At 59.0% G+C, this 19,769-nt stretch carries 20 protein-coding genes; 19 read left to right on the plus strand and 1 reads right to left on the minus strand.

Annotated elements, in window-relative coordinates; translation table 11 throughout:
- Nucleotides 1-2 precede the first annotated feature (2 nt).
- Nucleotides 3-1,988, plus strand: a complete 1,986-nt coding sequence (locus DFS21_RS03635; RefSeq protein WP_111531844.1) for a nucleoside-diphosphate sugar epimerase/dehydratase — start codon at nt 3-5, stop codon at nt 1,986-1,988.
- Nucleotides 1,989-1,991: 3 nt separating this feature from the next.
- Here DFS21_RS03635 and DFS21_RS03640 read toward each other — a convergent pair whose 3' ends face one another.
- On the minus strand, nt 1,992-2,732 hold the full coding sequence (locus DFS21_RS03640) for a metallophosphoesterase (protein ID WP_111531845.1): 741 nt from the start codon (nt 2,730-2,732) through the stop codon (nt 1,992-1,994).
- 370 nt (nt 2,733-3,102) lie between these two features.
- Between DFS21_RS03640 and DFS21_RS03645 the strand changes: the two genes are divergently transcribed.
- From DFS21_RS03645 to DFS21_RS03730, 18 genes are all read left to right on the plus strand, one after another.
- The gene (locus DFS21_RS03645) at nt 3,103-4,101 is read left to right on the plus strand and encodes a glycosyltransferase family 2 protein (RefSeq protein WP_371926754.1); all 999 of its coding nucleotides are present in this window, start codon (nt 3,103-3,105) and stop codon (nt 4,099-4,101) included.
- A gap of 4 nt (nt 4,102-4,105) precedes the next feature.
- Nucleotides 4,106-5,176, plus strand: a complete 1,071-nt coding sequence (gene rfbB / locus DFS21_RS03650; protein ID WP_111531846.1) for a dTDP-glucose 4,6-dehydratase — start codon at nt 4,106-4,108, stop codon at nt 5,174-5,176.
- Nucleotides 5,173-6,069, plus strand: a complete 897-nt coding sequence (gene rfbD / locus DFS21_RS03655; protein ID WP_111531847.1) for a dTDP-4-dehydrorhamnose reductase — start codon at nt 5,173-5,175, stop codon at nt 6,067-6,069. Before rfbB ends, rfbD begins: the two co-directional genes overlap by 4 nt.
- Before the next feature lie 2 nt (nt 6,070-6,071).
- Nucleotides 6,072-6,959: a glucose-1-phosphate thymidylyltransferase RfbA gene (gene rfbA / locus DFS21_RS03660; RefSeq protein WP_111531848.1), complete on the plus strand. Its 888-nt coding sequence runs from the start codon at nt 6,072-6,074 to the stop codon at nt 6,957-6,959.
- Nucleotides 6,956-7,513, plus strand: a complete 558-nt coding sequence (rfbC, locus tag DFS21_RS03665) for a dTDP-4-dehydrorhamnose 3,5-epimerase (RefSeq protein ID WP_111531849.1) — start codon at nt 6,956-6,958, stop codon at nt 7,511-7,513. Before rfbA ends, rfbC begins: the two co-directional genes overlap by 4 nt.
- Before the next feature lie 76 nt (nt 7,514-7,589).
- Nucleotides 7,590-9,053, plus strand: coding sequence for an ABC transporter permease (locus tag DFS21_RS03670; protein ID WP_111531850.1), 1,464 nt, complete (start codon nt 7,590-7,592; stop codon nt 9,051-9,053).
- Nucleotides 9,050-9,748: an ABC transporter ATP-binding protein gene (locus tag DFS21_RS03675; protein WP_111531851.1), complete on the plus strand. Its 699-nt coding sequence runs from the start codon at nt 9,050-9,052 to the stop codon at nt 9,746-9,748. Before DFS21_RS03670 ends, DFS21_RS03675 begins: the two co-directional genes overlap by 4 nt.
- A 19-nt stretch (nt 9,749-9,767) precedes the next feature.
- Nucleotides 9,768-10,223: a hypothetical protein gene (locus DFS21_RS26410; RefSeq protein ID WP_146603129.1), complete on the plus strand. Its 456-nt coding sequence runs from the start codon at nt 9,768-9,770 to the stop codon at nt 10,221-10,223.
- A 38-nt stretch (nt 10,224-10,261) separates the two neighbouring features.
- A complete protein-coding gene (locus DFS21_RS03685) occupies nt 10,262-11,536 on the plus strand; it encodes a hypothetical protein (protein ID WP_111531853.1) in 1,275 nt (424 codons plus the stop codon).
- Nucleotide 11,537: 1 nt separating this feature from the next.
- Complete coding sequence (locus DFS21_RS03690) at nt 11,538-12,560, plus strand: hypothetical protein (RefSeq protein ID WP_146603130.1); 1,023 nt, start codon at nt 11,538-11,540, stop codon at nt 12,558-12,560.
- Entirely contained in the window at nt 12,520-14,184 is a 1,665-nt protein-coding gene (locus tag DFS21_RS03695) for an aldolase catalytic domain-containing protein (RefSeq protein ID WP_371926756.1), read from the plus strand. Before DFS21_RS03690 ends, DFS21_RS03695 begins: the two co-directional genes overlap by 41 nt.
- Nucleotides 14,181-14,864 (plus strand): cytidylyltransferase domain-containing protein, encoded by a 684-nt coding sequence (locus DFS21_RS03700; RefSeq protein ID WP_111531856.1) that lies wholly within the window; start codon nt 14,181-14,183, stop codon nt 14,862-14,864. The genes DFS21_RS03695 and DFS21_RS03700 overlap by 4 nt, the downstream gene beginning before the upstream one ends.
- A complete protein-coding gene (locus tag DFS21_RS03705; RefSeq protein WP_111531857.1) occupies nt 14,861-15,517 on the plus strand; it encodes an HAD family hydrolase in 657 nt (218 codons plus the stop codon). Before DFS21_RS03700 ends, DFS21_RS03705 begins: the two co-directional genes overlap by 4 nt.
- An 82-nt stretch (nt 15,518-15,599) precedes the next feature.
- Entirely contained in the window at nt 15,600-16,619 is a 1,020-nt protein-coding gene (locus DFS21_RS03710; protein ID WP_111531858.1) for a glycosyltransferase, read from the plus strand.
- On the plus strand, nt 16,619-17,785 hold the full coding sequence (locus tag DFS21_RS03715) for an FAD-dependent oxidoreductase (protein ID WP_178081992.1): 1,167 nt from the start codon (nt 16,619-16,621) through the stop codon (nt 17,783-17,785). The genes DFS21_RS03710 and DFS21_RS03715 overlap by 1 nt, the downstream gene beginning before the upstream one ends.
- Complete coding sequence (locus DFS21_RS03720) at nt 17,786-18,577, plus strand: NAD(P)-dependent oxidoreductase (RefSeq protein WP_111531860.1); 792 nt, start codon at nt 17,786-17,788, stop codon at nt 18,575-18,577.
- Nucleotides 18,574-19,398, plus strand: a complete 825-nt coding sequence (locus DFS21_RS03725; protein ID WP_111531861.1) for a sugar phosphate isomerase/epimerase — start codon at nt 18,574-18,576, stop codon at nt 19,396-19,398. The genes DFS21_RS03720 and DFS21_RS03725 overlap by 4 nt, the downstream gene beginning before the upstream one ends.
- Nucleotides 19,395-19,757 (plus strand): EamA family transporter, encoded by a 363-nt coding sequence (locus DFS21_RS03730; RefSeq protein WP_111531862.1) that lies wholly within the window; start codon nt 19,395-19,397, stop codon nt 19,755-19,757. Before DFS21_RS03725 ends, DFS21_RS03730 begins: the two co-directional genes overlap by 4 nt.
- The last annotated feature ends 12 nt before the right edge of the window (nt 19,758-19,769 follow it).

Genomic DNA, 19,769 nt, shown 5'->3' on the forward strand with positions numbered 1-19,769 from the left:
GAATGCGGACGTCGCTGCTGGGGCTGCCGCGGGCGAAGAAGCGGCTGGTGCAGGTGTTGGCCGATGTTGTGCTCGTGTGGGTAGCCCTGTGGCTGGCGTTTGTCGTTCGCCTGGGGATCGACGAGTACGCTGCGCCATTTCGTGACCACGTGTGGCTGTTCGTCTGCGTGCCACTGGTATCGATTCCATTGTTCATCCGCTTCGGCATGTATCGCGCGGTGATGCGCTATTTCGGCAATGACGCGTTGATCGTCATCATCAAGGCGGTGACGCTCTCGTCGCTGATCCTGGGCGTCATCGTGTACTGGTCCGCCAACCATCAGTACCTGGTGCCGCGTTCCATCATCTTCAACTACTGGTGGTTGAGCCTGGTGCTAGTGGGCGGGTTGCGCCTGGCCATGCGTCAGTACTTCATGGGGGACTGGTTTTTCGCCTCGCAGCACATGCCCTTCAGCAATCGTGACGATGGTTTGCCCAAAGTGGCCATCTATGGCGCCGGCAGCGCGGGTAATCAGCTGGTTGCGGCGCTACGCATGGGCAAGGTGATGCGGCCTGTGGCGTTCATCGATGATGACAGCAGCATCGCCGATCGGGTAATCGCGGGCTTGCACGTCTATCGTCCCGAGCAGATCCAGCGCATGATCGATGTCACTGGGGCCCAGGAACTGTTGCTGGCCATACCTTCAGTCAACCGTATGCGCCGGCGCGAGATTCTTGGGCTGCTCGAAGGCTATCCGCTGCACGTGCGCAGCGTGCCGGGCTTCATGGACCTGGCCAGCGGCCGGGTCAAGGTCGACGACCTGCAGGAAGTGGATATCGCCGACCTGTTGGGCCGAGACGCTGTGCCGGCGCAGGCCGACCTGCTCGAGCACTGCGTGAAAGGCAAGGTGGTTCTGGTCACGGGGGCTGGTGGTTCGATCGGCTCGGAACTGTGCCGGCAGATCCTGAGGCTTCAGCCCAGCACCTTGTTGTTGCTCGAGCACAGTGAGTTCAATCTCTACAGCATTCTCAGCGAGCTTGAGAAAAGCATCCGCCGCGGCTCGTTGCCGACTCGGGTCCTGCCGATCCTGGGCTCCGTGCGCAATGCCGCGCAACTGCTGGACGTGATGTCCACCTGGCGCGTCGAGACCGTCTACCATGCGGCAGCCTACAAGCATGTGCCGATGGTCGAGCACAATATTGCCGAGGGTGTCCTGAACAATGTGATCGGCACGCTGAATACCGCGCAGGCGGCCTTGCAATCCGGTGTGGCCAACTTTGTGCTGATTTCCACCGACAAGGCGGTTCGGCCGACCAATGTCATGGGCAGTACCAAGCGCCTGGCCGAGATGGTACTGCAGGCGTTGAGTCGTGAGCTGGCGCCGGTGCTGTTCAATGACCCAGGCAACGTTTCCAGGGTCAACAAGACCCGGTTCACCATGGTGCGCTTCGGCAATGTGCTTGGCTCGTCGGGCTCGGTCATTCCCTTGTTCCATCAGCAGATCAAGGCGGGCGGTCCACTGACGGTGACCCACCCGAAAATAACGCGTTACTTCATGACCATACCCGAGGCTGCGCAGCTGGTGATTCAGGCTGGGTCCATGGGGCAGGGCGGCGATGTGTTCGTGCTCGACATGGGCGAGCCGGTGAAGATCGTCGAACTCGCGGAGAAGATGATTCATCTGTCTGGTCTGAGCGTGCGCTCCGAAGCCAACCCACACGGCGACATTCCAATAGAGTTCACTGGTTTGCGGCCAGGCGAAAAACTCTATGAAGAGTTGCTGATCGGTGACGATGTGGTTTCGACTCGTCACCCGATGATCATGAGCGCCCAGGAAGACTATCTGGACTGGGAGTCACTCAAGTCGCGAATGGCAGTCCTGCTCGATGCGATTTCGTCCGATGACTACGCGATGGTCAGGCAGCAGTTACGGGAGATGGTCAGCGGCTACAATCCTGATGGCGAGATCGTCGACTGGATCTACCTGCAGCGCCGTCGGGAGCCTTGAGCTTTAAAGGTCGCTGAGGCGGCAGGTGGTAATCCGCTCCTGCCCCAACTCGATGAGTGTCAGCGCGCCATCGGAAAATGAGCAGCCCGTGTCGATGTAGACCACATTTCCCAGCCTCGTTACCTGCGGCACCGTCGAATGGCCGACATACAGGCGGTCCAGCCCGTGTACGCAGCGGGTGTCCAGCGTTGTGATGCGATTCCTGGCATAGAGCGCCTGGGTCTGGGCGCTTCGACGTGCCTGCAGGTCGCTGCTGTTCAAGAGTGCCAGGGAAGTTTTCCAGTCGGCAGTCGATCCGGCTTCCGGCAGCTCGGCATGGATGATGCCGATGGCCTGGCCGTCCCTGAGTTTTACTTCGATTGCCAGAGGTAGTGTGCTGAAAGCCTTCGCGAGGCTTTGCTGTGCCTGAAGCGGAAGCTGATGGAACCACCTCCCGCCATTGCGCGCATGTCGTCCAGGGTCTCCAACACCGGCGGCGCAGTCGATGGCCATCTGTTCATGATTGCCACGTACCGCATGGAACCAGGGATATGCCATCCATATTTGCGCATCCTCGGAAAATGGCCCCCGATCAACAAGGTCGCCAGTGGAAAACAGTCGGTCAGTGCTCGTATCGAAATCGACTTCGGCCAGCAACCTCTCCAGGAGCTCGAAGTGACCATGGATGTCACCCACGACAAAATCTCTTCCTGGCAGGTTGGGCGAGTAGGACTCGAAGGGATTTTGTTGATTGAGGAGCGGCATGGTGGTGCTCGTTTGGTGCGGGGCTCGAGGATATCTTAGGGAGATAAAGGCTGCGAGCTCGCGAGAATGAATCGGCTGTTTTGTCAGGCAGCTACAAATACCTCAGTGGACAGGGTCAAAAATTTTCGTGGAAAATTCATTATTTTTTATAATTTTCGACGATTTTAAAGGCATTTTTTGTTTCTTGATTCGGCGTCCATGTTTGGGACATAACATTGATTTCACGCTGTTACAGATTTTCTTCACGTGACCTTTAGAATTTTCTCTGAGCGTGCTACCCTTTCTGCCGAATTTTTGCAATGGCTTTTTGATAGCACTTTTGCTTCCACAGTTTGCTCGCGAAGCGAGTTTCACTCAGGGATGAAGATACGTGGCGGTGCTAACTCAGCCTCCCGGCGTCGATGCGCTGAACAGTCTGGCCTTTTTCAGGGAGCTCAGCCTTCCTGGTGTTCCCCGTGTCGCCATTCTAATGTGCACCTACAACGGTGCCCTGTACCTTTCCGAGCAGCTCGACTCTTTCGAACGGCAGACGTATCGCAATTGGTCGCTGTACGTTTCTGATGATGGTTCGAAAGATCGTACCCAGGCGTTGCTTCAGAGGTACGGCGAGCTATGGGGGGAGCATCGGCTCAAGGTCTTAGGTGGGCCGCGCGCGGGATTCGTTCGTAACTTTCTCAGCCTGACATGCCGGCCTGAAATTGAGGCGGATTATTTTGCCTGGTCCGATCAAGATGATGTCTGGAGCTGCGAAAAACTGCAGGTCGCGGTTGAATGGCTGAGCAGTATTCCGTCGGATGTGCCAGCAGTTTATTGTGGGCGAACTCAGATCATCTGTGAGGGTGGTATTCACCGTGGTTTGTCGCCGAGCTTTCTACTGCCCCCGCATTTCAAGAATGCCTTGGTGCAGAGTATAGGTGGCGGCAATACCATGGTGTTCAACAAGGCGGCCCGGAACCTGATCGTGGAAGCGGGAGCTGAACTTGACGTGCCTTCCCATGACTGGTGGTGCTACCAGCTGATCACGGGGGTCGGTGGTGTGGTTCATTACGATCCTCAGCCCAGGGTGTTCTACCGCCAGCATGAAGCCAACGTAATTGGTAGCAACGCTGACTGGAAGGCTCGTTTTCGGCGCCTTGCCATGGTCTTTCAGGGGCGATTCTACGATTGGAACACCCAAAATATCCGTGCCCTTGAATCGATGAATCATCGGTTGGGGAAGGATCATCGCAGGACCCTTGAATTGTTCAAGGCGGCCCGCAAACAAAGCTTGCCCGCACGTATGGCGTGTCTGTTCAAGGCAGGCCTCTATCGGCAGACAGTACTTGGAAATCTTGGACTGCTACTCGCGACATTACTGAAAAAGATCTGATCTCATGACTATTCTAGTAACTGGTGGGGCTGGTTTTATCGGCGCCAACTTCGTGCTTGACTGGGTCGCCCAGTCGGGTGAAACCGTCGTCAACCTGGACAAGCTGACCTACGCCGGGAACTTGGGCAACCTCGCCATCCTGGATGGCAATGCGCAGCACGTCTTTGTTTGTGGCGATATTGCCGATGCCCAGTTGGTACGGCGATTGCTGGTCGAGCATCGTCCACGGGCTATCGTGAATTTTGCAGCTGAATCGCATGTCGATCGCTCCATCCATGGTCCGGAGGATTTCATTCAGACCAATATTGTCGGGACGTTCCGCTTGCTGGAGGCGGTACGCGTCTACTGGAATGGATTGGAGGGCGATGAAAAGCAAAAGTTCCGCTTCCTGCATGTCTCGACTGACGAAGTGTATGGTTCGCTCGACGCTGATGCGCCAGCATTTACTGAAAGTCATCAATACGAGCCGAATAGCCCATACTCCGCTAGCAAGGCCGCGAGTGACCATTTGGTGCGCGCTTATCACCACACCTACGGCGTGCCAGTGCTGACTACCAATTGCTCGAACAATTACGGCCCCTATCACTTCCCGGAAAAGCTCATACCGCTCATGATCGTCAACGCCTTGGCGGGCATGGCGTTGCCCGTTTATGGTGACGGTCAGCAGATTCGTGATTGGCTGTATGTGAAGGACCATTGCAGCGCCATTCGCCGAGTGCTTGAAGCGGGTGTGGTCGGAGAGGTGTACAACGTCGGTGGTTGGAACGAGAAGCCCAACCTGGAGATTGTCAAGCACGTCTGCTCGCTGCTCGACGAGTTGCGTCCGCGTGCTGACGGCAAGGGTTACGATGAGCAAATAACCTACGTCGCTGACCGTCCCGGTCATGACCGCCGTTATGCTATTGACGCACGTAAACTTGAGCGCGAGTTGGGCTGGACTCCTGCTGAGACTTTCGAGACCGGTATCCGCAAGACAGTCCAGTGGTATCTGGCCAACCAGGCCTGGGTCGAAAGCGTGCAATCCGGAAACTACCGTGAATGGGTAGAGAAGAATTACGCTGAGCGCAGCGCATGAAGATTCTTCTTCTGGGCAAAAATGGCCAGGTGGGTTGGGAGTTGCAGCGCAGCTTGGCGCCATTGGGCGAGCTGCTGGCGCTGGACGCGCGCAGTACCGGCTATTGCGGCGACCTGGCCAATCTCGAGGGGTTGGCCATGACGATGGCGCGCTTTGCACCGGACGTTATCGTCAATGCTGCGGCCTACACCGCAGTGGACAAGGCCGAGTCCGAGCCACAGCAGGCTCAGCGAGTCAACGCCGAGGCTGTTCAGGTGATGGCCGAGACGGCCGCACGCAGTGGTGCTTTGTTGGTGCACTACTCGACCGACTATGTGTTTGCCGGCAACGGCCAGGCGCCCTGGCATGAAGGTGATCCTGTCGCGCCGTTGAACGTCTATGGCGAGAGTAAGCTGGCGGGCGAGCAGGCCATTCAGGCTTCCGGTTGCCGATATCTGATCTTGCGCACCTGCTGGGTCTATGCTGCGCGGGGCAACAACTTCGCCAAGACTATGCTGCGCCTAGCGCGTGAGCGCGACACCCTAGGGGTTATCGACGACCAATTCGGTGCGCCCACTGGCGCCGATCTGATTGCCGATGTCACCGCTCATGCCATCGTTGCGACGCTGCGTAACCCTGAGCTCGGCGGGTTGTATCACCTGGCCGCTGGCGGTGAGACCACCTGGTGTGGTTACGCCCGATTCGTCCTTGAACGGGCCGAAGCTGCGGGTGTCGAGTTGGCGGTGAAGGCTTACGCGATCACTGCGCTGACCACGGATGCCTACCCAACGGTTGCCAAACGACCGGCGAATTCCCGCATGAACACTGAAAAACTGCAGAAAGCCTTCTTGCTCAATCTCCCCCACTGGCAACACGGGGTGGCGCGGATGCTGACGGAAATTATCGAGAAGTAATGATGAGCAAACGTAAAGGAATCATCCTGGCCGGCGGCTCGGGAACCCGGCTGCACCCTGCCACGCTGTCGATCTCCAAGCAGTTGTTGCCTGTGTACGACAAGCCGATGATCTACTATCCGCTGACTACGCTGATGCTTGCCGGAATCCGCGATATCCTGATTATCTCCACGCCTCAGGACACGCCGCGTTTCGAGCATCTGCTTGGTGATGGTCATCGCTGGGGTGTGAACATTTCCTATGCGGTGCAGGCATCGCCGGACGGCCTGGCTCAGGCATTCCTGATTGGTGAGCAGTTTATCGGCAACGACCTTTCGGCACTGGTGCTGGGCGATAACATCTTCTATGGCCACCACTTCAGTGAACTACTCGACAGCGCAACCACGCGTGAACAGGGCGCCACCGTTTTCGCTTATCACGTCAACGATCCAGAGCGATATGGCGTGGTCGAGTTCGATGAACAAGGCAAGGCAATCAGCTTGGTCGAGAAACCACTGCAGCCTAAGTCCAACTATGCCGTTACCGGCCTTTATTTCTATGACCAGCAGGTTGTGGAGATTGCCAAGAGCATCAAACCCTCTCCGCGTGGCGAGCTGGAAATTACCGATGTCAATCGGATCTACTTGGAGCAGAGCAGGCTGTCGGTAGAGATCATGGGGCGTGGTTATGCCTGGTTGGACACCGGTACTCATGACTCCTTGCTAGAGGCTAGCCACTACATCGCAACCATCGAGCATCGCCAGGGCCTGAAGGTCGCTTGCCCTGAGGAGGTTGCTTTCCGTCAGGGGTGGATCACACCGCAGCAGTTGGAAGAACTCGCCACCCCGATGTTGAAGAACGGCTATGGCCGTTATCTCAAGCGCCTGCTGCTGGAGAGGATCTACGGATGAAAGCGATTCCTACGAAGATTAAAGGCGTGGTGCTGTTCGAGCCCCGTGTATTTGGTGATGAACGCGGATTCTTCTTCGAGAGCTTTAACCAGAGGGTCTTTGAGGATGCGGTCGGCCACTCTGTGACGTTCGTTCAAGACAATCACTCACGTTCGGTCAAGGGGGTGCTGCGTGGCCTTCACTACCAGGTGCAGCAGGCTCAGGGCAAGCTGGTACGGGTGGCGCAGGGCGAGGTATTCGACGTGGCAGTGGACATCCGCCGTGGCTCACCGACCTTTGGCCAGTGGGTCGGCGCTCATCTGTCGGCAGAGAACAAACACCAGTTATGGGTGCCGGAAGGTTTTGCCCATGGGTTCGTGGTGCTCTCCGAGACCGCCGAGTTCCTTTACAAGACCACCGACTACTACGCCCCGACGCATGAGCGTTGCATTGCCTGGAACGACCCCGAGATTGGTATTGACTGGCCGTTTGTGGGTGAGCCTCAGCTGTCGGAGAAGGACCAGCAGGGTAGGATGCTGGCCGAGGCCGATGTGTTCGAGCAGGCAAATGGGTGAGCACAATATTCGCTGCGGCCTGGCCGGTTGCGATGTGTGATGCCTTGCATTTCACTTTTGGCCCGAACTGACGGATATGTCACAGATCGAAAGTCTCCCTCCAGCACAAGCATTTGAGTTGGCAATGGGATCAATGCGTCAGAAGCGTTGGGTAGAGGCCGCGACGCTCTGGCAGGCATTCCGCCAGCAATACAGCGGTCATCCGACGCCTTGGCTGCAAGGGGCGGTCAGTTTGATGCGTCAAGGGCATTACCACGCTGCTGATGAACTGCTGGCGCACGCACGGCTGCGCTTTGCCCAGCATGTCGCTACTTGGTTGACCTGTGCAGAGTGGGCTCGTCTGCAGGGCGATCTGGCACAGGAGTCAGCCTTCCTGAGCCAAGGGCGTCAGCAGGTGGGTGAGCAGTGGCAACTGCTATGCCAGGCGGCCGATCTGGAAATGCGTCGAGGCAATTTTGCCCAGGCTCAGGCTTTCAACATGATGGCTCGTGAGTGCGCTGGAGAGCGCTGCGAACCGGTGCTCCAGGCTGCAGAGCTGGCAGAAAAGCGTGGGGACTGGGAGCAGGCCGTACGCTATTGGCGGCGGGTTATCGAACTCAAGCCCGAAGAGAGCCGTGGTTATTTGCAGATGGCTAATGCCTGCAAGATGCAAGGTGACCTGGCATCCGCTCGTCGTTATCGCTTGGCGTCCCAATATGGTCCCGAGATTCTGAGCACCGTGGAGCCGTCGGCACAACCCGCGTCGCTATCTCACGACGTCAGGTCGAGAAGGGGCTGGCTCAATTTCGCGGGGCTGGTGTTCACCAAGGCAATATTGAACCTCAAGTCCGAAGCGGCAAGGACTTACCTGACTCATGCCTGGGTGGTCATCGAGCCGCTGTTGCACTTGGTGATCTATTACTTCCTGTTCGGCAAGCTGCTCAATGCGGGTGTTGAGAACTACGGGCTGTTCCTGCTCTGCGGCTTGGTTCCCTGGATGTGGTTCAGCAAGGCTATTTCGATCAGCGCGACGAGCATTCTGGGCGGGCAGTCATTGATGTTGAATAGCAATGTGCCGCCTGCTTTCTTCCCGCTGGTCAGTATTGTGCAATCCACCCTCAAGCAATTGCCGGCGTTGTTGCTGCTCCTGTTGCTAGGCATGGCAACTGATCCCAAGACCCTCAGTTGGGCCTTGTTATATTTGCCTGTGATCATCTTGGTGCAACTGGCGCTGACGGTGGTCGTGGGCATGTTGCTTGCCGCCGCCGTGAGCGTACTACGTGACTTGGCCAACCTAGTCGGTACCGGTCTGATGCTGTTGATGTTCCTGTCTGGTGTCATCTATCAATACCAAACCCTGTCCGGCATCATCGGCCAGTGGGTTGAATTCAACCCCATGACGCTGGTCATCGCGGCATACCGCGAGGTGATCTTGCAGGGCCGTGCGCCCGATGTCGCCAGCATGGCCTACGTACTGGCCGTGGCGCTTGCCGGCGGCGTGATGGTGGCACTGATCTACAGGCATCAACGCCGCCACTTCGTGCGCAGGGGGATGTCATGAGCAGGGCCTTTCTGTCACTGCGCGACGTCGGCGTACGTTTCAAGTTGGCTGGGCAAGGGCACCGGGCAAGCTATTTTGAGCCATTACGAGGCGTCAATCTCGAAGTGTATGCCGGCGAAACGTTGGGCGTTCTCGGCATGAATGGCGCTGGAAAGTCCACGCTGTTGAAGATCATGTCCGGCGCCTTGAGACCAGACAGTGGCAGCCTGACCAATCACGGTGCCTCGGTGGCCCTGTTGGCGCTGCAGGCCGGTTTTGACAGTAACCTCAGTGGACGGGATAACGCCATCTTCGGCGGTATGCTGCTGGGTTACTCCAAAAAGCAGATCCTCCAGCGTCTGGATGAAATCCAGGAATATTCCGAGCTCGGTGACTACTTCAATGAACCGGTACGCAATTTTTCCACTGGCATGGCCTCCCGCCTGGGGTTCGCCATCAGCACCACGGTCAGCCCCGATGTCCTGCTAGTCGACGAAGTGCTGAGTGTCGGGGATGCCAGTTTCAGGAAAAAGGCCGAGCGCACCATGATGCAGAAAATCGCATCGGGGCAGACTGTCGTGCTGGTCTCGCATTCAAGAAGCCAAATAGAAAACTTGTGTGATCGTTGCGTGATCTTGCAGGACGGCCAGGCCATTGCCGGCGGGTCGGTCGGTGAGGTACTGGCGATTTATGACGAAATTGTTCGTGCAAAATAATTGTTTGTTGGGGGAGTGTATGAAGCCGTTTGTGTATGGGATGACGTTTTCGCTGGCCTTTGCGTTGGCGGGCTGCGGCTCCGATGAATCTGACGCAGTGGCCGTGACTACGTCGACTGACAGTTGCCATCTAGACTTCATCAATGGCAGCCAGGAGCACCTGGTGCAAGTGGCTCCGGGCCGGATGGATATCCGTGGTTGGGCATTCGACAAAAGCACCATGACCACGCCTGCGAATATCGAAATCGTGTTGAAGGATGCCCAGGGTAACGCCTTCAACTTCGCGGGCGGCAAGCGCGGCGAGCGCCTCGATGTAGCCAAGGCCTACAGCCGTGAAACCATCAAGAATGCCGGTTTCCTGCTGTACGCGGACGCCTCGGCTCTGCCGCAGGGGGTTTACAGCATCATGGTCAAGATGTCGGAAGGCAAGCGGACCGTGCAGTGCACTATCAAGAAGAACGTCAAGTTCATCTGATCACCATCCTGACACTGAGCTGAGTAAGGAAATTTAGGTTGGGTATCCTGCAGAATGTGAAAAACCGCCTGCTCTATCCGGCGGCGTACGCCTATGTCTCCATGCAATCGGACCTGAACCGGCTGAAGAGCATTGGCAAGAAAGATAAAGTGGTCTTTGCCAAGCCTTACCAGGGCGAAAAGATCCTGATGATCGCCTTGTTCGAAAAAGGCGAGATCCGCCAGGACATCCTGCACCTGCTGGCCAGTGCCAAGCGCCAGGGCATCTATGTGCTGTGCGTCAATACCTTGAAGATCGGCAACCCGAGCCAGTATGACGATGTGGTTGACTGCTACATCGAAAAATACAATTTCGGTCGCGACTTCGGCAGTTACCAGACCGGGTTCAACTACCTGTACAAGCAGGGGTTGGCGGAGCAGTGCCCACGCTTGCTGATGCTCAACGACAGTGTCTTCTACAGCGAGTCGAAAAACTGCGCGTTTCTCAAGGACATGCTCGAGTCTCCGATCGAGGCTCTCGGCGGCACGGAAAACTTCGAGATCGAGCATCACCTTGGCTCGTTCTGCATTGCCTTCGCCGGGAACGTGTTGCGTCATCCCAAGTTGCGCAAGTACTGGGCCAGCTACAAGTGCTCGGATGTTCGCCCGCTGGTGATCAAGCGCGGTGAAATGGCATTGTCCAAGGCCCTGCGCTCGTGTGTCAGCTCGCCAGAAAACTTCCGTGCCCACTACGATGTCGCCGCAGCCTCCGCGTACCTCAGGGCCAACCCCGACGTTCTCAATGGCATTCACGCGCTAGTGCGGGAGGATGTCAACCCGGAGTTCCCCAGCTTCTCGTTCGGCCATGTCTCCGAGAAAGTGGTTGCCAAATACCTGCACAACTCGGCCAGTCTGGTCGGGGTCAACCTCGAAGGCACCGAGTTGGAAAAGCTCGAGAACCTGCCCGTGCACTACACGGAAAGCATCGAGGACTACAGCCGCTTCATTGGCGCCAGCGTGATGGGTGGAGAACATGTAGGCGAAGCGCTGAAGGGGTCGCTGCGCAGCGAGGCGCTGTACGCCTTCCTCGACTTCTTCATCAAGGGTTCGCAGGTCCACCAGAACGGTATCTTCCTGCACCGCATTGGCTTGCCGTTCATCAAGCTCGATGGCTTGTACCGCGGCGCATTCTCTGTCCGTGACGTGGAAACCATCGCCGACGACCTGAGCGAAGAGCAAGCGTCGCGTTTCCGTCGCCTGATGTATGCCAGGCCGTTCGGACGCAACACCTTGTTTGGTTGGAAGCGTGCGGCATTCGAGCGGGGGTTGATCTGACATGAACCAGGGGGAAGGCGCAGGTCCGATGGGTGAAGGGCTTGCCGAGATGATCGATAGCGGCAAGTTTTCCATTGATGTCGACCTGAACAACCAGGCCATTTGTGGTTGGTATGCCGGTGCGGACGGCCAGACCACGGTGTCGCTCTATCACCGCAGCCTGTGCCTTGGCACGGTTGCCTGCGATCAGCCGCGACCGGATGTCGTTGCTGCCGGGTACCACGCCGATGGTGCGTGCGGCTTTTCCTTCCCCGGTGGCCGATATGCACTGCAGCCAGGCAACATCTACAAGGTCGTGATCGCCAATGCGTCAGCGCGCATTGAACAATGGCGACTGTATGGCGTCCAGGCGGACTGGCATTCGCGCTTCGTGGTGCATGAACTGCTGCCTCGGCATGAATATGCCTATCTGGCCGGTGACACCGAAAGTGTCCTTGCGCAAAGCTGCGACCTGATTGCCTACAAGAACCTGATGATTCGCTTGCGCCGGGGCAAGCGAGGGGTTTCCGGGCGCGGCAAGTTCGTCGGCATGAATTACCCGCATGCGGCGTCCGACTTCACTCACTTTCGCTTTCTCAGTGAGTCGTTGTTGCCCTTCTGGCTCGAGTTTCTGGATGCGCGTTACCTGTGGTCGCTGGTGGATACCTTTGCGGACTACGGTACGGCAGAGGAGCGCCTGGGCGCCTTGGCGGTGTCCAACTACATGTATGCCGAGCGCTTCTTCCAGAGCAAGCACTGTATTTTCGATGAGGTCGAGAAGCCCGACGAGCGCAAAGTCTTCAGGCCACAGTTGCCCTATTGGGGGGGGATGAAGACCAATCAACTCGCCGAAGACGATGCGATGGATGTGTTCTTCACCAGGAATATTGAAATCCTGGCCTGCGCGCCCCTGATACGCCGCGTGTTCTTCGAACTCATGCGTCGTTCCGCCGCCGAAGCGGATTCCGGACTTGGCTTCAACCTTGCCCATAGCCAGTACTTCCGTGAGCTGTTCGCTGTTTATGAACGCGAACACTTCTCCTGAGGATGTTATGTATATTATCGACTGCACGTTGAGGGATGGTGGCTACTACAACAATTGGGACTTCCCACAGGAAGTGGTCAATAAATACCTGCAGGCCATGGCGGCCGCTGGTGTTGATGTTGTGGAACTGGGGCTGCGCAACCTCAAGAACACCTCGTTCAAGGGGGCCAGTGCGTTCACCACGGATGATTACATTCGTGGCCTGAATGTGCCGCCCTCACTCGATGTGGGCGTCATGCTCAATGCTTCCGAGTTGTTCACGCCAGGCCTGACCCTTGAACAGGTCCTGGCTAAGTTGTTCCCCCAGTCACGCGAGCACTCGCCAGTCAGCCTGGTCAGGATTGCCTGCCACGTGCACGAATTTGCCGCCGCGCTGCCAGCGGTCACCTGGCTGAAAGCACGTGGCTTTCAGGTGGGGTTCAACCTGATGCAGGTCGCCGATCGCGGGGCTGAGGAGATCAAGGCGCTGGCGCGCCAGGCGAGCGAATGGCCGCTGGATGTCCTGTACTTCGCCGACAGCATGGGCAGCATGAACCCCGATGATGTCGCCGAGGTGATTGGCTGGTTCAGGGCTTACTGGCACGGCCCCATGGGCATCCATACCCACGACAACATGAGCCTGGCACTTGCCAACACCCTGCGGGCGAAGGCCGAAGGTGTCCAGTGGCTGGATGCGACGGTCACCGGCATGGGGCGCGGGCCGGGTAACGCCAAGACCGAATATCTGGTGCTCGAGCTGGCCGAGGGTCGCCGGCAGGCGTGCAACATTACCCCGCTGATGGTGCTGGTGGAGCAGTACTTCAAACCCCTGCAGCAAAAGTGCGGCTGGGGTACCAATACCTATTACTACCTCTCGGGTAAATACGGGATTCACCCCACCTACATCCAGGAGATGCTTGGCGATTCTCGCTACAGCGAAGAGGACATCCTCGCCGTGATCGAGCATTTGCGTATCGAGGGCGGAAAGAAATTCAGCCTGCATACGCTGGATGCGGCGCGTAACTTCTACCAGGGGCCGACGCGTGGTGCCTGGAGCCCGGCACAGTTGATCGGGGGCCGTGAAGTGCTGCTGATCGGTACCGGGCCTGGCGTGGCCGCGCACAAGGCGGCGCTGGAGCGCTACATCGAGAAGGCCAGGCCGTTCGTGATCGCGCTCAACACGCAGACCACGCTCGACTCGGCGCTGATCGATGTTCGCGTTGCCTGCCACCCCGTCCGGCTGCTGGCCGACTGCGCTGAGCACGTTTCGTTGCCCCAGCCGTTGATTACGCCGGCCTCGATGTTGCCCGAGGACGTCAAGAAGGCCTTGCAGGGCAAGACGCTGCTGGACTTCGGCATCGAGGTCAAGTCCGACACGTTCGAGTATCTCGAGCAACACTGCGTCCTGCCGGTCTCCATGGTTATCGCCTATGCCCTGGCCATTTCCACCAGTGGCAAGGCTTCGCGAATCCTGCTTGCAGGCTTTGATGGCTATGGCGCGGACGACCCACGCAATGCCGAGATGGTGCAGTTGTTCAAGCTCTACTCCGCCAGTTCCGGTGCCCGCGCTGTACTGGCCGTGACGCCGACCCGGTATGACGTGCCCTGCGTGAGCATTTATGGCGACCTCAAGGAGTCGGTATGAGCGTGTCGTGTTTTCTTCCCTGCCGTAAGGGCAGCGAGCGCGTGGTGCGCAAGAACATCAAGCCCTTCGGTGGCTACGAGTTTGGCCTGATCCAGATCAAGCTTGCCCAGTTGCTGGCCTGCGAGTCGCTGGACGAGGTGGTCCTGAGCACCAATGACGATGACATCATTGCCTATGCGCAATCGCTCGAATCCTCCAAGCTGAAGATCCATCGGCGCGAGGATGGCTTGGCCAGCAGCAGTACGAGCACGGATGAGCTGGTTGCATTGGCCCATGCCATCACCTCGGGCGAGCATATTGTCTGGACCCACGTGACCTCGCCGTTCTTCACCTCGGCCTGCTACAGCGCCGCGATAGAGCGCTACCTGGCCTGCACCGCGCAAGGTTTTGACTCGCTGATGTCGGTAAAGAAGATTCAGGGCTTCCTGTGGAACGAGGACGGACCGGTAAACTACGACCGCGCGCAGGAGAAGTGGCCGCGCACGCAGACCCTCAAGCCGCTTTATGAGGTCGACAGTGCAGTCTTCATCAGCAGTCGGGCCAATTACCGGCATTACAACGATCGAATCGGCAAGACGCCTTTGCTGTTCGTTTCGCCGGCGGAATCCGGGTTCGATATCGACTGGCCGGAAGACTTTGCCCTGGGCGAAATGATGGTCAAGAGCGGGGTGGCAGTATGACTGTCGATCCACGCGGCTATGCCACGCTGGTCTTCGATTGCGATGGCGTCATTCTCGACTCCAACAAGGTCAAGACCGAAGCCTTCTATAAAGCGGCGCTCCCCTATGGCGACAATGCCGCCAGGCAGTTGGTGAGCCACCATACCCAGAATGGCGGGATCTCGCGCTTCAAGAAATTTCAGTATCTGCTCGATAACCTGGTGGCCCCCGGTACACCGGGCCCCGACTTGGAAACACTGTTGGCCAGCTATGCCCGTGAGGTGCGTGACGGCTTGATGAGTTGCGCGATCACCCCGGGATTGCATGAACTGCGGGCCCGCACGCCGAAGGCGCGCTGGCTCATCGTGTCTGGTGGTGCGCAAGCGGAGTTGCGCGATGTGTTCGAGGCGCGCGGCCTGGCCGAGTTGTTCGACGGCGGTATCTATGGCAGCCCGGATAGCAAGGAGGACATCCTGGCGCGCGAGATGGCGTGCCAGAACATCGTCCAGCCGGCGTTGTTCCTCGGCGATAGCCGTTATGACCATGTGGCTTCTTCGGCCCACGGCCTGGACTTCGTGTTCATTGCCGGCTGGTCGGAGTTCCAGGGCTGGCAAGCCTATTGCCAGGCGCACCAGTTGGCGGTGGTTGCGACCGTCGTGGCGCTCAACGCATGAATCGACAGCCCGGGCTGCTGTGACCGGGCTGTTTGCCGAGCGATTTCACACCGAATCGCTCGATCCATGAAAGAGATGAAAAATGGCTTTTTACCCCTGCTTCCTGTCCGTCGTCTTCGTGGTGAAGAACCAGGCTTCAGCGCTGGAACGCATGCTCACCGACGCCGCCGCTGTGGTGTCGTCGCTGGTCAGCGACTATGAGTTGATCATCGTCGACAACGCATCGGACGACGACAGCATCGCCACGCTCAAGCGCCTGACGGGTGAACAAGGTCTGGCCAACCTGCAGGTCTATGCGTTGACCAAGGAAGTCGATGGCGACACGGCCTCCTGGGTGGGCCTGGAAAACGCGCTTGGTGACTATGTCGCGGTCATCGATCCACTGTTCGATGACATCGGGTTCGTGCCGCAGATGCTCGAGCAGGCGACCGAGGGTGCGGATGTGGTGTTTGCCAGCAACCAGCAGAAACCGGCGCAGAGCTGGGCCTATCGCACGGCCTACACGGTGTTCCATCGCCTCTACAGCGCCTTCAACGGTGTGCACCTGGCCAAGGAAGCACCGCAGTTTCGCATCCTCAACAAGCGGGTAATCAACTTCATCCTGCAGCATCCCCAGCCAGCCATGACCTATCGTCACCTGCCGGCCACCGGTGGCTTTGCCCGTGCCTACCTCACCTACAGCGCCACCCCGGCAGCGCCGGCCACCAAGCGCCTGGGCGAGAGCATCGACCGGGGCATGCGCCTGCTGGTCTCGACCACCCGCGCGCCGATGCGCCTGGTGACCTCGCTGTCACTGTTCGGCGCCATCGCCAACCTGGTCTACTGCATCTACGTCATTGCCATCGCGCTGTTCAAGGACAACGTTGCGGCGGGCTGGATCAGTGTTTCGCTGCAGCAGTCGGGGATGTTCTTCCTGATTTCGCTGGTACTGCTGGTATTGGGCGAGTACATCCTCAACATGGCCAGCCTGTCCAACGAGGGGCCGCTGTACCACGTGGGCCAGGAACTCAACAGCGCCCGCATCACCCGCCGTGAGAAACTCAACGTCGAGGATGTCTCGGCAGGCGCGGCCAACCAGTCTGCGGCGCAGGAGCACGGCTGATGGAGGGCGCGCGTACCGCCGATTTCGATGCGGTGGTCATTGGTGGGGGCTTCTATGGTTGCTCAATCGCGATCTACCTGGCCAGGCAACGTGGGTTCAAGCGTGTCCTGCTGGTGGAGCGCGAAGCATCGCTGCTCCAGCGCGCCTCATATCACAACCAGGCGCGGGTCCATAATGGCTACCACTATCCGCGCAGCTTCACCACCGCTTACCGCAGCCGCATCAACCTGCCGCGTTTCATCCAGGACTGGCCCGAGGCCATCCGCCAGGATTTCACCAAGTTGTATGCCATCGCGCGGCGCAACTCGAAAGTCACTGCCGCGCAGTTCCAGCGCTTTTGCCGGGATATCGGCGCCAGCGTCGTGCCAGCCGCGCTCGAGCACAAGCGATTGTTCGAGCCGCGCCTGATCGAAGAGGTGTTCCTGGTGCAGGAATACGCCTTCGACACGACCCGGTTGGCCGCCTGGGCCCAGCACGAGCTCGGTGAAGGTGGGGTCGAGTTGCGCTGCAATAGTCGTGTTGTGGCCATCAACGGCCTGCCTTCGCAACAGCAGCAGGTCGTCGTGCAGGGGCAGGGCCTGGCATCCGAGGCGATTACCTGCCGGTATGTCTTCAACTGTACCTACAGTGGCCTGAATCAGTTCGCGGGGGATTTTCCGGGCGTGCGCAGCGGGCTCAAGCAGGAAATTACCGAGATGGCGCTGATGCGCATGCCCGCCACGCTGGAGGATATCGGCGTCACGGTCATGGACGGGCCGTTCTTCTCGATGATGCCGTTCCCCGCGCGCGGCCTGCACACGCTGTCGCATGTGCGCTACACCCCGCACCTGCACTGGAACGACCAGGCCGGGCTTGATCCCTATGCACGGCTGGACGAGTATGCACGCGCGTCGCGTGTCGACCGCATGATTCGCGACGTCGAACGCTACATCCCGGCTATCCAGGGCGCCGTCCATGTCGACTCGCTGTTCGAGGTCAAGACGGTGCTGCTGAAGAACGAAGGGGACGACGGGCGACCGATCCTCTTCGAAAAACACCAAGGGCTGCCTGGCTGCTATTCCGTGCTGGGCAGCAAGATCGACAACATCTACGACGTTCTTGAACAGCTCGATGGCGAGGCGTTCACGCCGGCCTCGAGGCAGGAACGCCAGGGGATCGAGTACTGAATGAATACCCATGCACTGATAGGATTCTCCGGGTTCGTCGGCAGCACACTGCTGCGCCAGCAGGCGTTCGCCTCGCGCTACCGTTCGACCAATATTGCCGAGATCGAAGGTAAGACCTTCGATACCGTGGTGTGCGCGGGAGCGCCAGCGCAGAAATGGATCGCCAACCGTGAACCGGAGGCCGATCGGCAGACGATCGACGGGCTGATCGCCCACCTGAAAACCATCCGTTGCAAGACCTTCATCCTGATCAGCACTGTGGATGTCTTTGCCAATGCCCAGGGCGTGGATGAGGACAGCCCGGTGCAGGAACAGGGGTTGCACCCCTATGGCCTGAACCGGCGGCGGCTGGAGCGTTTCGTCGAGCAGTGGTTCCCCGAGCACCTGATCGTGCGCCTGCCGGGCCTGGTCGGCCCAGGCCTGCGCAAGAACGTCATCTATGACTTCCTCAACGACAACAATCTTGCAGCCATCGACAGCCGTGGGGTGTTCCAGTTCTACCCCATGGTCAACCTGTGGAGCGATATCCAGGTGGCCCTGGCGGCCGGTCTCAAGTGTGTGCACCTGACCGGGGCGCCGATCAGCGTCGGCGATATTGCCAGCCAAGGGTTTGCCATGCCGTTCGCCAATACCCTGGCCAATCCGCCCGCCCGCTACGACATGCGTACCCGGCATGCCGCGCTGTTCGGGACGACCGGCGACTACCAGTACAGCGTGCGTGAAACGCTGCTGGCGGTGCGTGCCTATGCACAGTCCGAACCGCGCAAGCAGGCCACCGAGGCCAGCGCATGAGACTGTCGATTTCCAACATCGCCTGGGACGTTGCCGAGGACGAGCAGATCGCCGCGCTGCTGGCCAGCGCTGGCGTGGATGCCATCGATATCGCACCGGGCAAGTACTTCCCGCAACCGGCCCAGGCTACCGAGCAGCAAACCTTGGCCGTGCGCGACGCATGGCGGGCACGGGGCATCGAGATAACCGGGATGCAGGCATTGCTGTTCGGCACCAGCGGCCTGAATGTGTTCGGCGACGCGGTCAGCCAGGCGGCGTTGCTCGACCACCTGGAGGCGGTCTGTCGTATCGCCGGCTGGATGGAGGCGCCTCGACTGGTCTTCGGTTCGCCGAAGAACCGCGACCGCAGCGGCCTGGACGAACAGCAGGCGCATGCCATGGCCGAAGTGTTTTTCCGTCGTCTGGGCGATATCGCCCAGACCCACGGCGTGATCATCTGCCTGGAGCCCAACCCAACCTGCTACGGCGCCAACTTCATGACCAATGCCGTCGAGACCGCGAAGGTGGTGCGCCTGGTCGATCACCCTGCGGTACGGATGCAGTTCGATTCCGGTGCGCTGGCGATCAATGACGAAGACCCATTCGCGGTGCTGGCCGACTGCGCCGAACTGATCGGCCATGTGCACGCCAGCGAGCCGCAGCTGGTGACGTTGGGCGATGGCGCAACCGACCATGCACGCATGGCCGCCGCACTGGTTCGGTACCTGCCGGAGCAGATCGTGGCAATCGAAATGGTCGCCACTGCTGATCAGGCACATGTGCAAACCGTCGCTCGCGCGCTGGACGTCGCGACACGGCACTACCGGGGGGCGCAGGCATGAGCGCGAAGTGGCTGATCCTGATCCTCGGCATCCTGTCCAATGCTTCGGCGAGCGTGCTGGTCAAGCTGGCCATGCTGCCGCCGCGCAAGTTCCCGTCCCTGGCCGACCCCATGGCGGCGTTGAGCAACTGGCCGTTCTGGCTGGGATTGGGGCTATACGGCGCGGCGTTCCTGTTGTACGCGGCGGCGCTGGCGCGGTTGCCCCTGAATGTGGCCCATCCGGTGCTGACGGCGGGGGCGGTGGCGACGGTGGCGTTGTTTTCAGTGGTGTTTTTTCGCGAGGCTTTCCACTGGACGACCGGTGTGGGGATCTTGTTGGTGATAGCGGGCGTCGGGCTGATTACGGCTCGGGTGGCGTAAGCTTGATGAGTT

The organism is Pseudomonas sp. 2848, from assembly GCF_003253945.1.
Taxonomy (GTDB): Bacteria; Pseudomonadota; Gammaproteobacteria; order Pseudomonadales; family Pseudomonadaceae; genus Aquipseudomonas.

Excerpts from the sequence above, each read along its gene's own strand:
- DFS21_RS03725 (WP_111531861.1), top strand. The coding sequence starts at position 18,574 with ATGAGACTGTCGATTTCCAACATCGCCTGGGACGTTGCCGAGGACGAG.
- DFS21_RS03710 (WP_111531858.1), top strand. The coding sequence starts at position 15,600 with ATGGCTTTTTACCCCTGCTTCCTGTCCGTCGTCTTCGTGGTGAAGAAC.
- DFS21_RS03730 (WP_111531862.1), top strand. The coding sequence starts at position 19,395 with ATGAGCGCGAAGTGGCTGATCCTGATCCTCGGCATCCTGTCCAATGCT.
- DFS21_RS03705 (WP_111531857.1), top strand. The coding sequence starts at position 14,861 with ATGACTGTCGATCCACGCGGCTATGCCACGCTGGTCTTCGATTGCGAT.
- DFS21_RS03700 (WP_111531856.1), top strand. The coding sequence starts at position 14,181 with ATGAGCGTGTCGTGTTTTCTTCCCTGCCGTAAGGGCAGCGAGCGCGTG.
- DFS21_RS03690 (WP_146603130.1), top strand. The coding sequence starts at position 11,538 with ATGAACCAGGGGGAAGGCGCAGGTCCGATGGGTGAAGGGCTTGCCGAG.
- rfbD (WP_111531847.1), top strand. The coding sequence starts at position 5,173 with ATGAAGATTCTTCTTCTGGGCAAAAATGGCCAGGTGGGTTGGGAGTTG.
- DFS21_RS03720 (WP_111531860.1), top strand. The coding sequence starts at position 17,786 with ATGAATACCCATGCACTGATAGGATTCTCCGGGTTCGTCGGCAGCACA.
- rfbC (WP_111531849.1), top strand. The coding sequence starts at position 6,956 with ATGAAAGCGATTCCTACGAAGATTAAAGGCGTGGTGCTGTTCGAGCCC.
- DFS21_RS03635 (WP_111531844.1), top strand. The coding sequence starts at position 3 with ATGCGGACGTCGCTGCTGGGGCTGCCGCGGGCGAAGAAGCGGCTGGTG.
- DFS21_RS03670 (WP_111531850.1), top strand. The coding sequence starts at position 7,590 with ATGTCACAGATCGAAAGTCTCCCTCCAGCACAAGCATTTGAGTTGGCA.
- DFS21_RS26410 (WP_146603129.1), top strand. The coding sequence starts at position 9,768 with ATGAAGCCGTTTGTGTATGGGATGACGTTTTCGCTGGCCTTTGCGTTG.
- DFS21_RS03675 (WP_111531851.1), top strand. The coding sequence starts at position 9,050 with ATGAGCAGGGCCTTTCTGTCACTGCGCGACGTCGGCGTACGTTTCAAG.
- rfbB (WP_111531846.1), top strand. The coding sequence starts at position 4,106 with ATGACTATTCTAGTAACTGGTGGGGCTGGTTTTATCGGCGCCAACTTC.
- DFS21_RS03640 (WP_111531845.1), bottom strand. The coding sequence starts at position 2,732 with ATGCCGCTCCTCAATCAACAAAATCCCTTCGAGTCCTACTCGCCCAAC.
- rfbA (WP_111531848.1), top strand. The coding sequence starts at position 6,072 with ATGAGCAAACGTAAAGGAATCATCCTGGCCGGCGGCTCGGGAACCCGG.
- DFS21_RS03715 (WP_178081992.1), top strand. The coding sequence starts at position 16,619 with ATGGAGGGCGCGCGTACCGCCGATTTCGATGCGGTGGTCATTGGTGGG.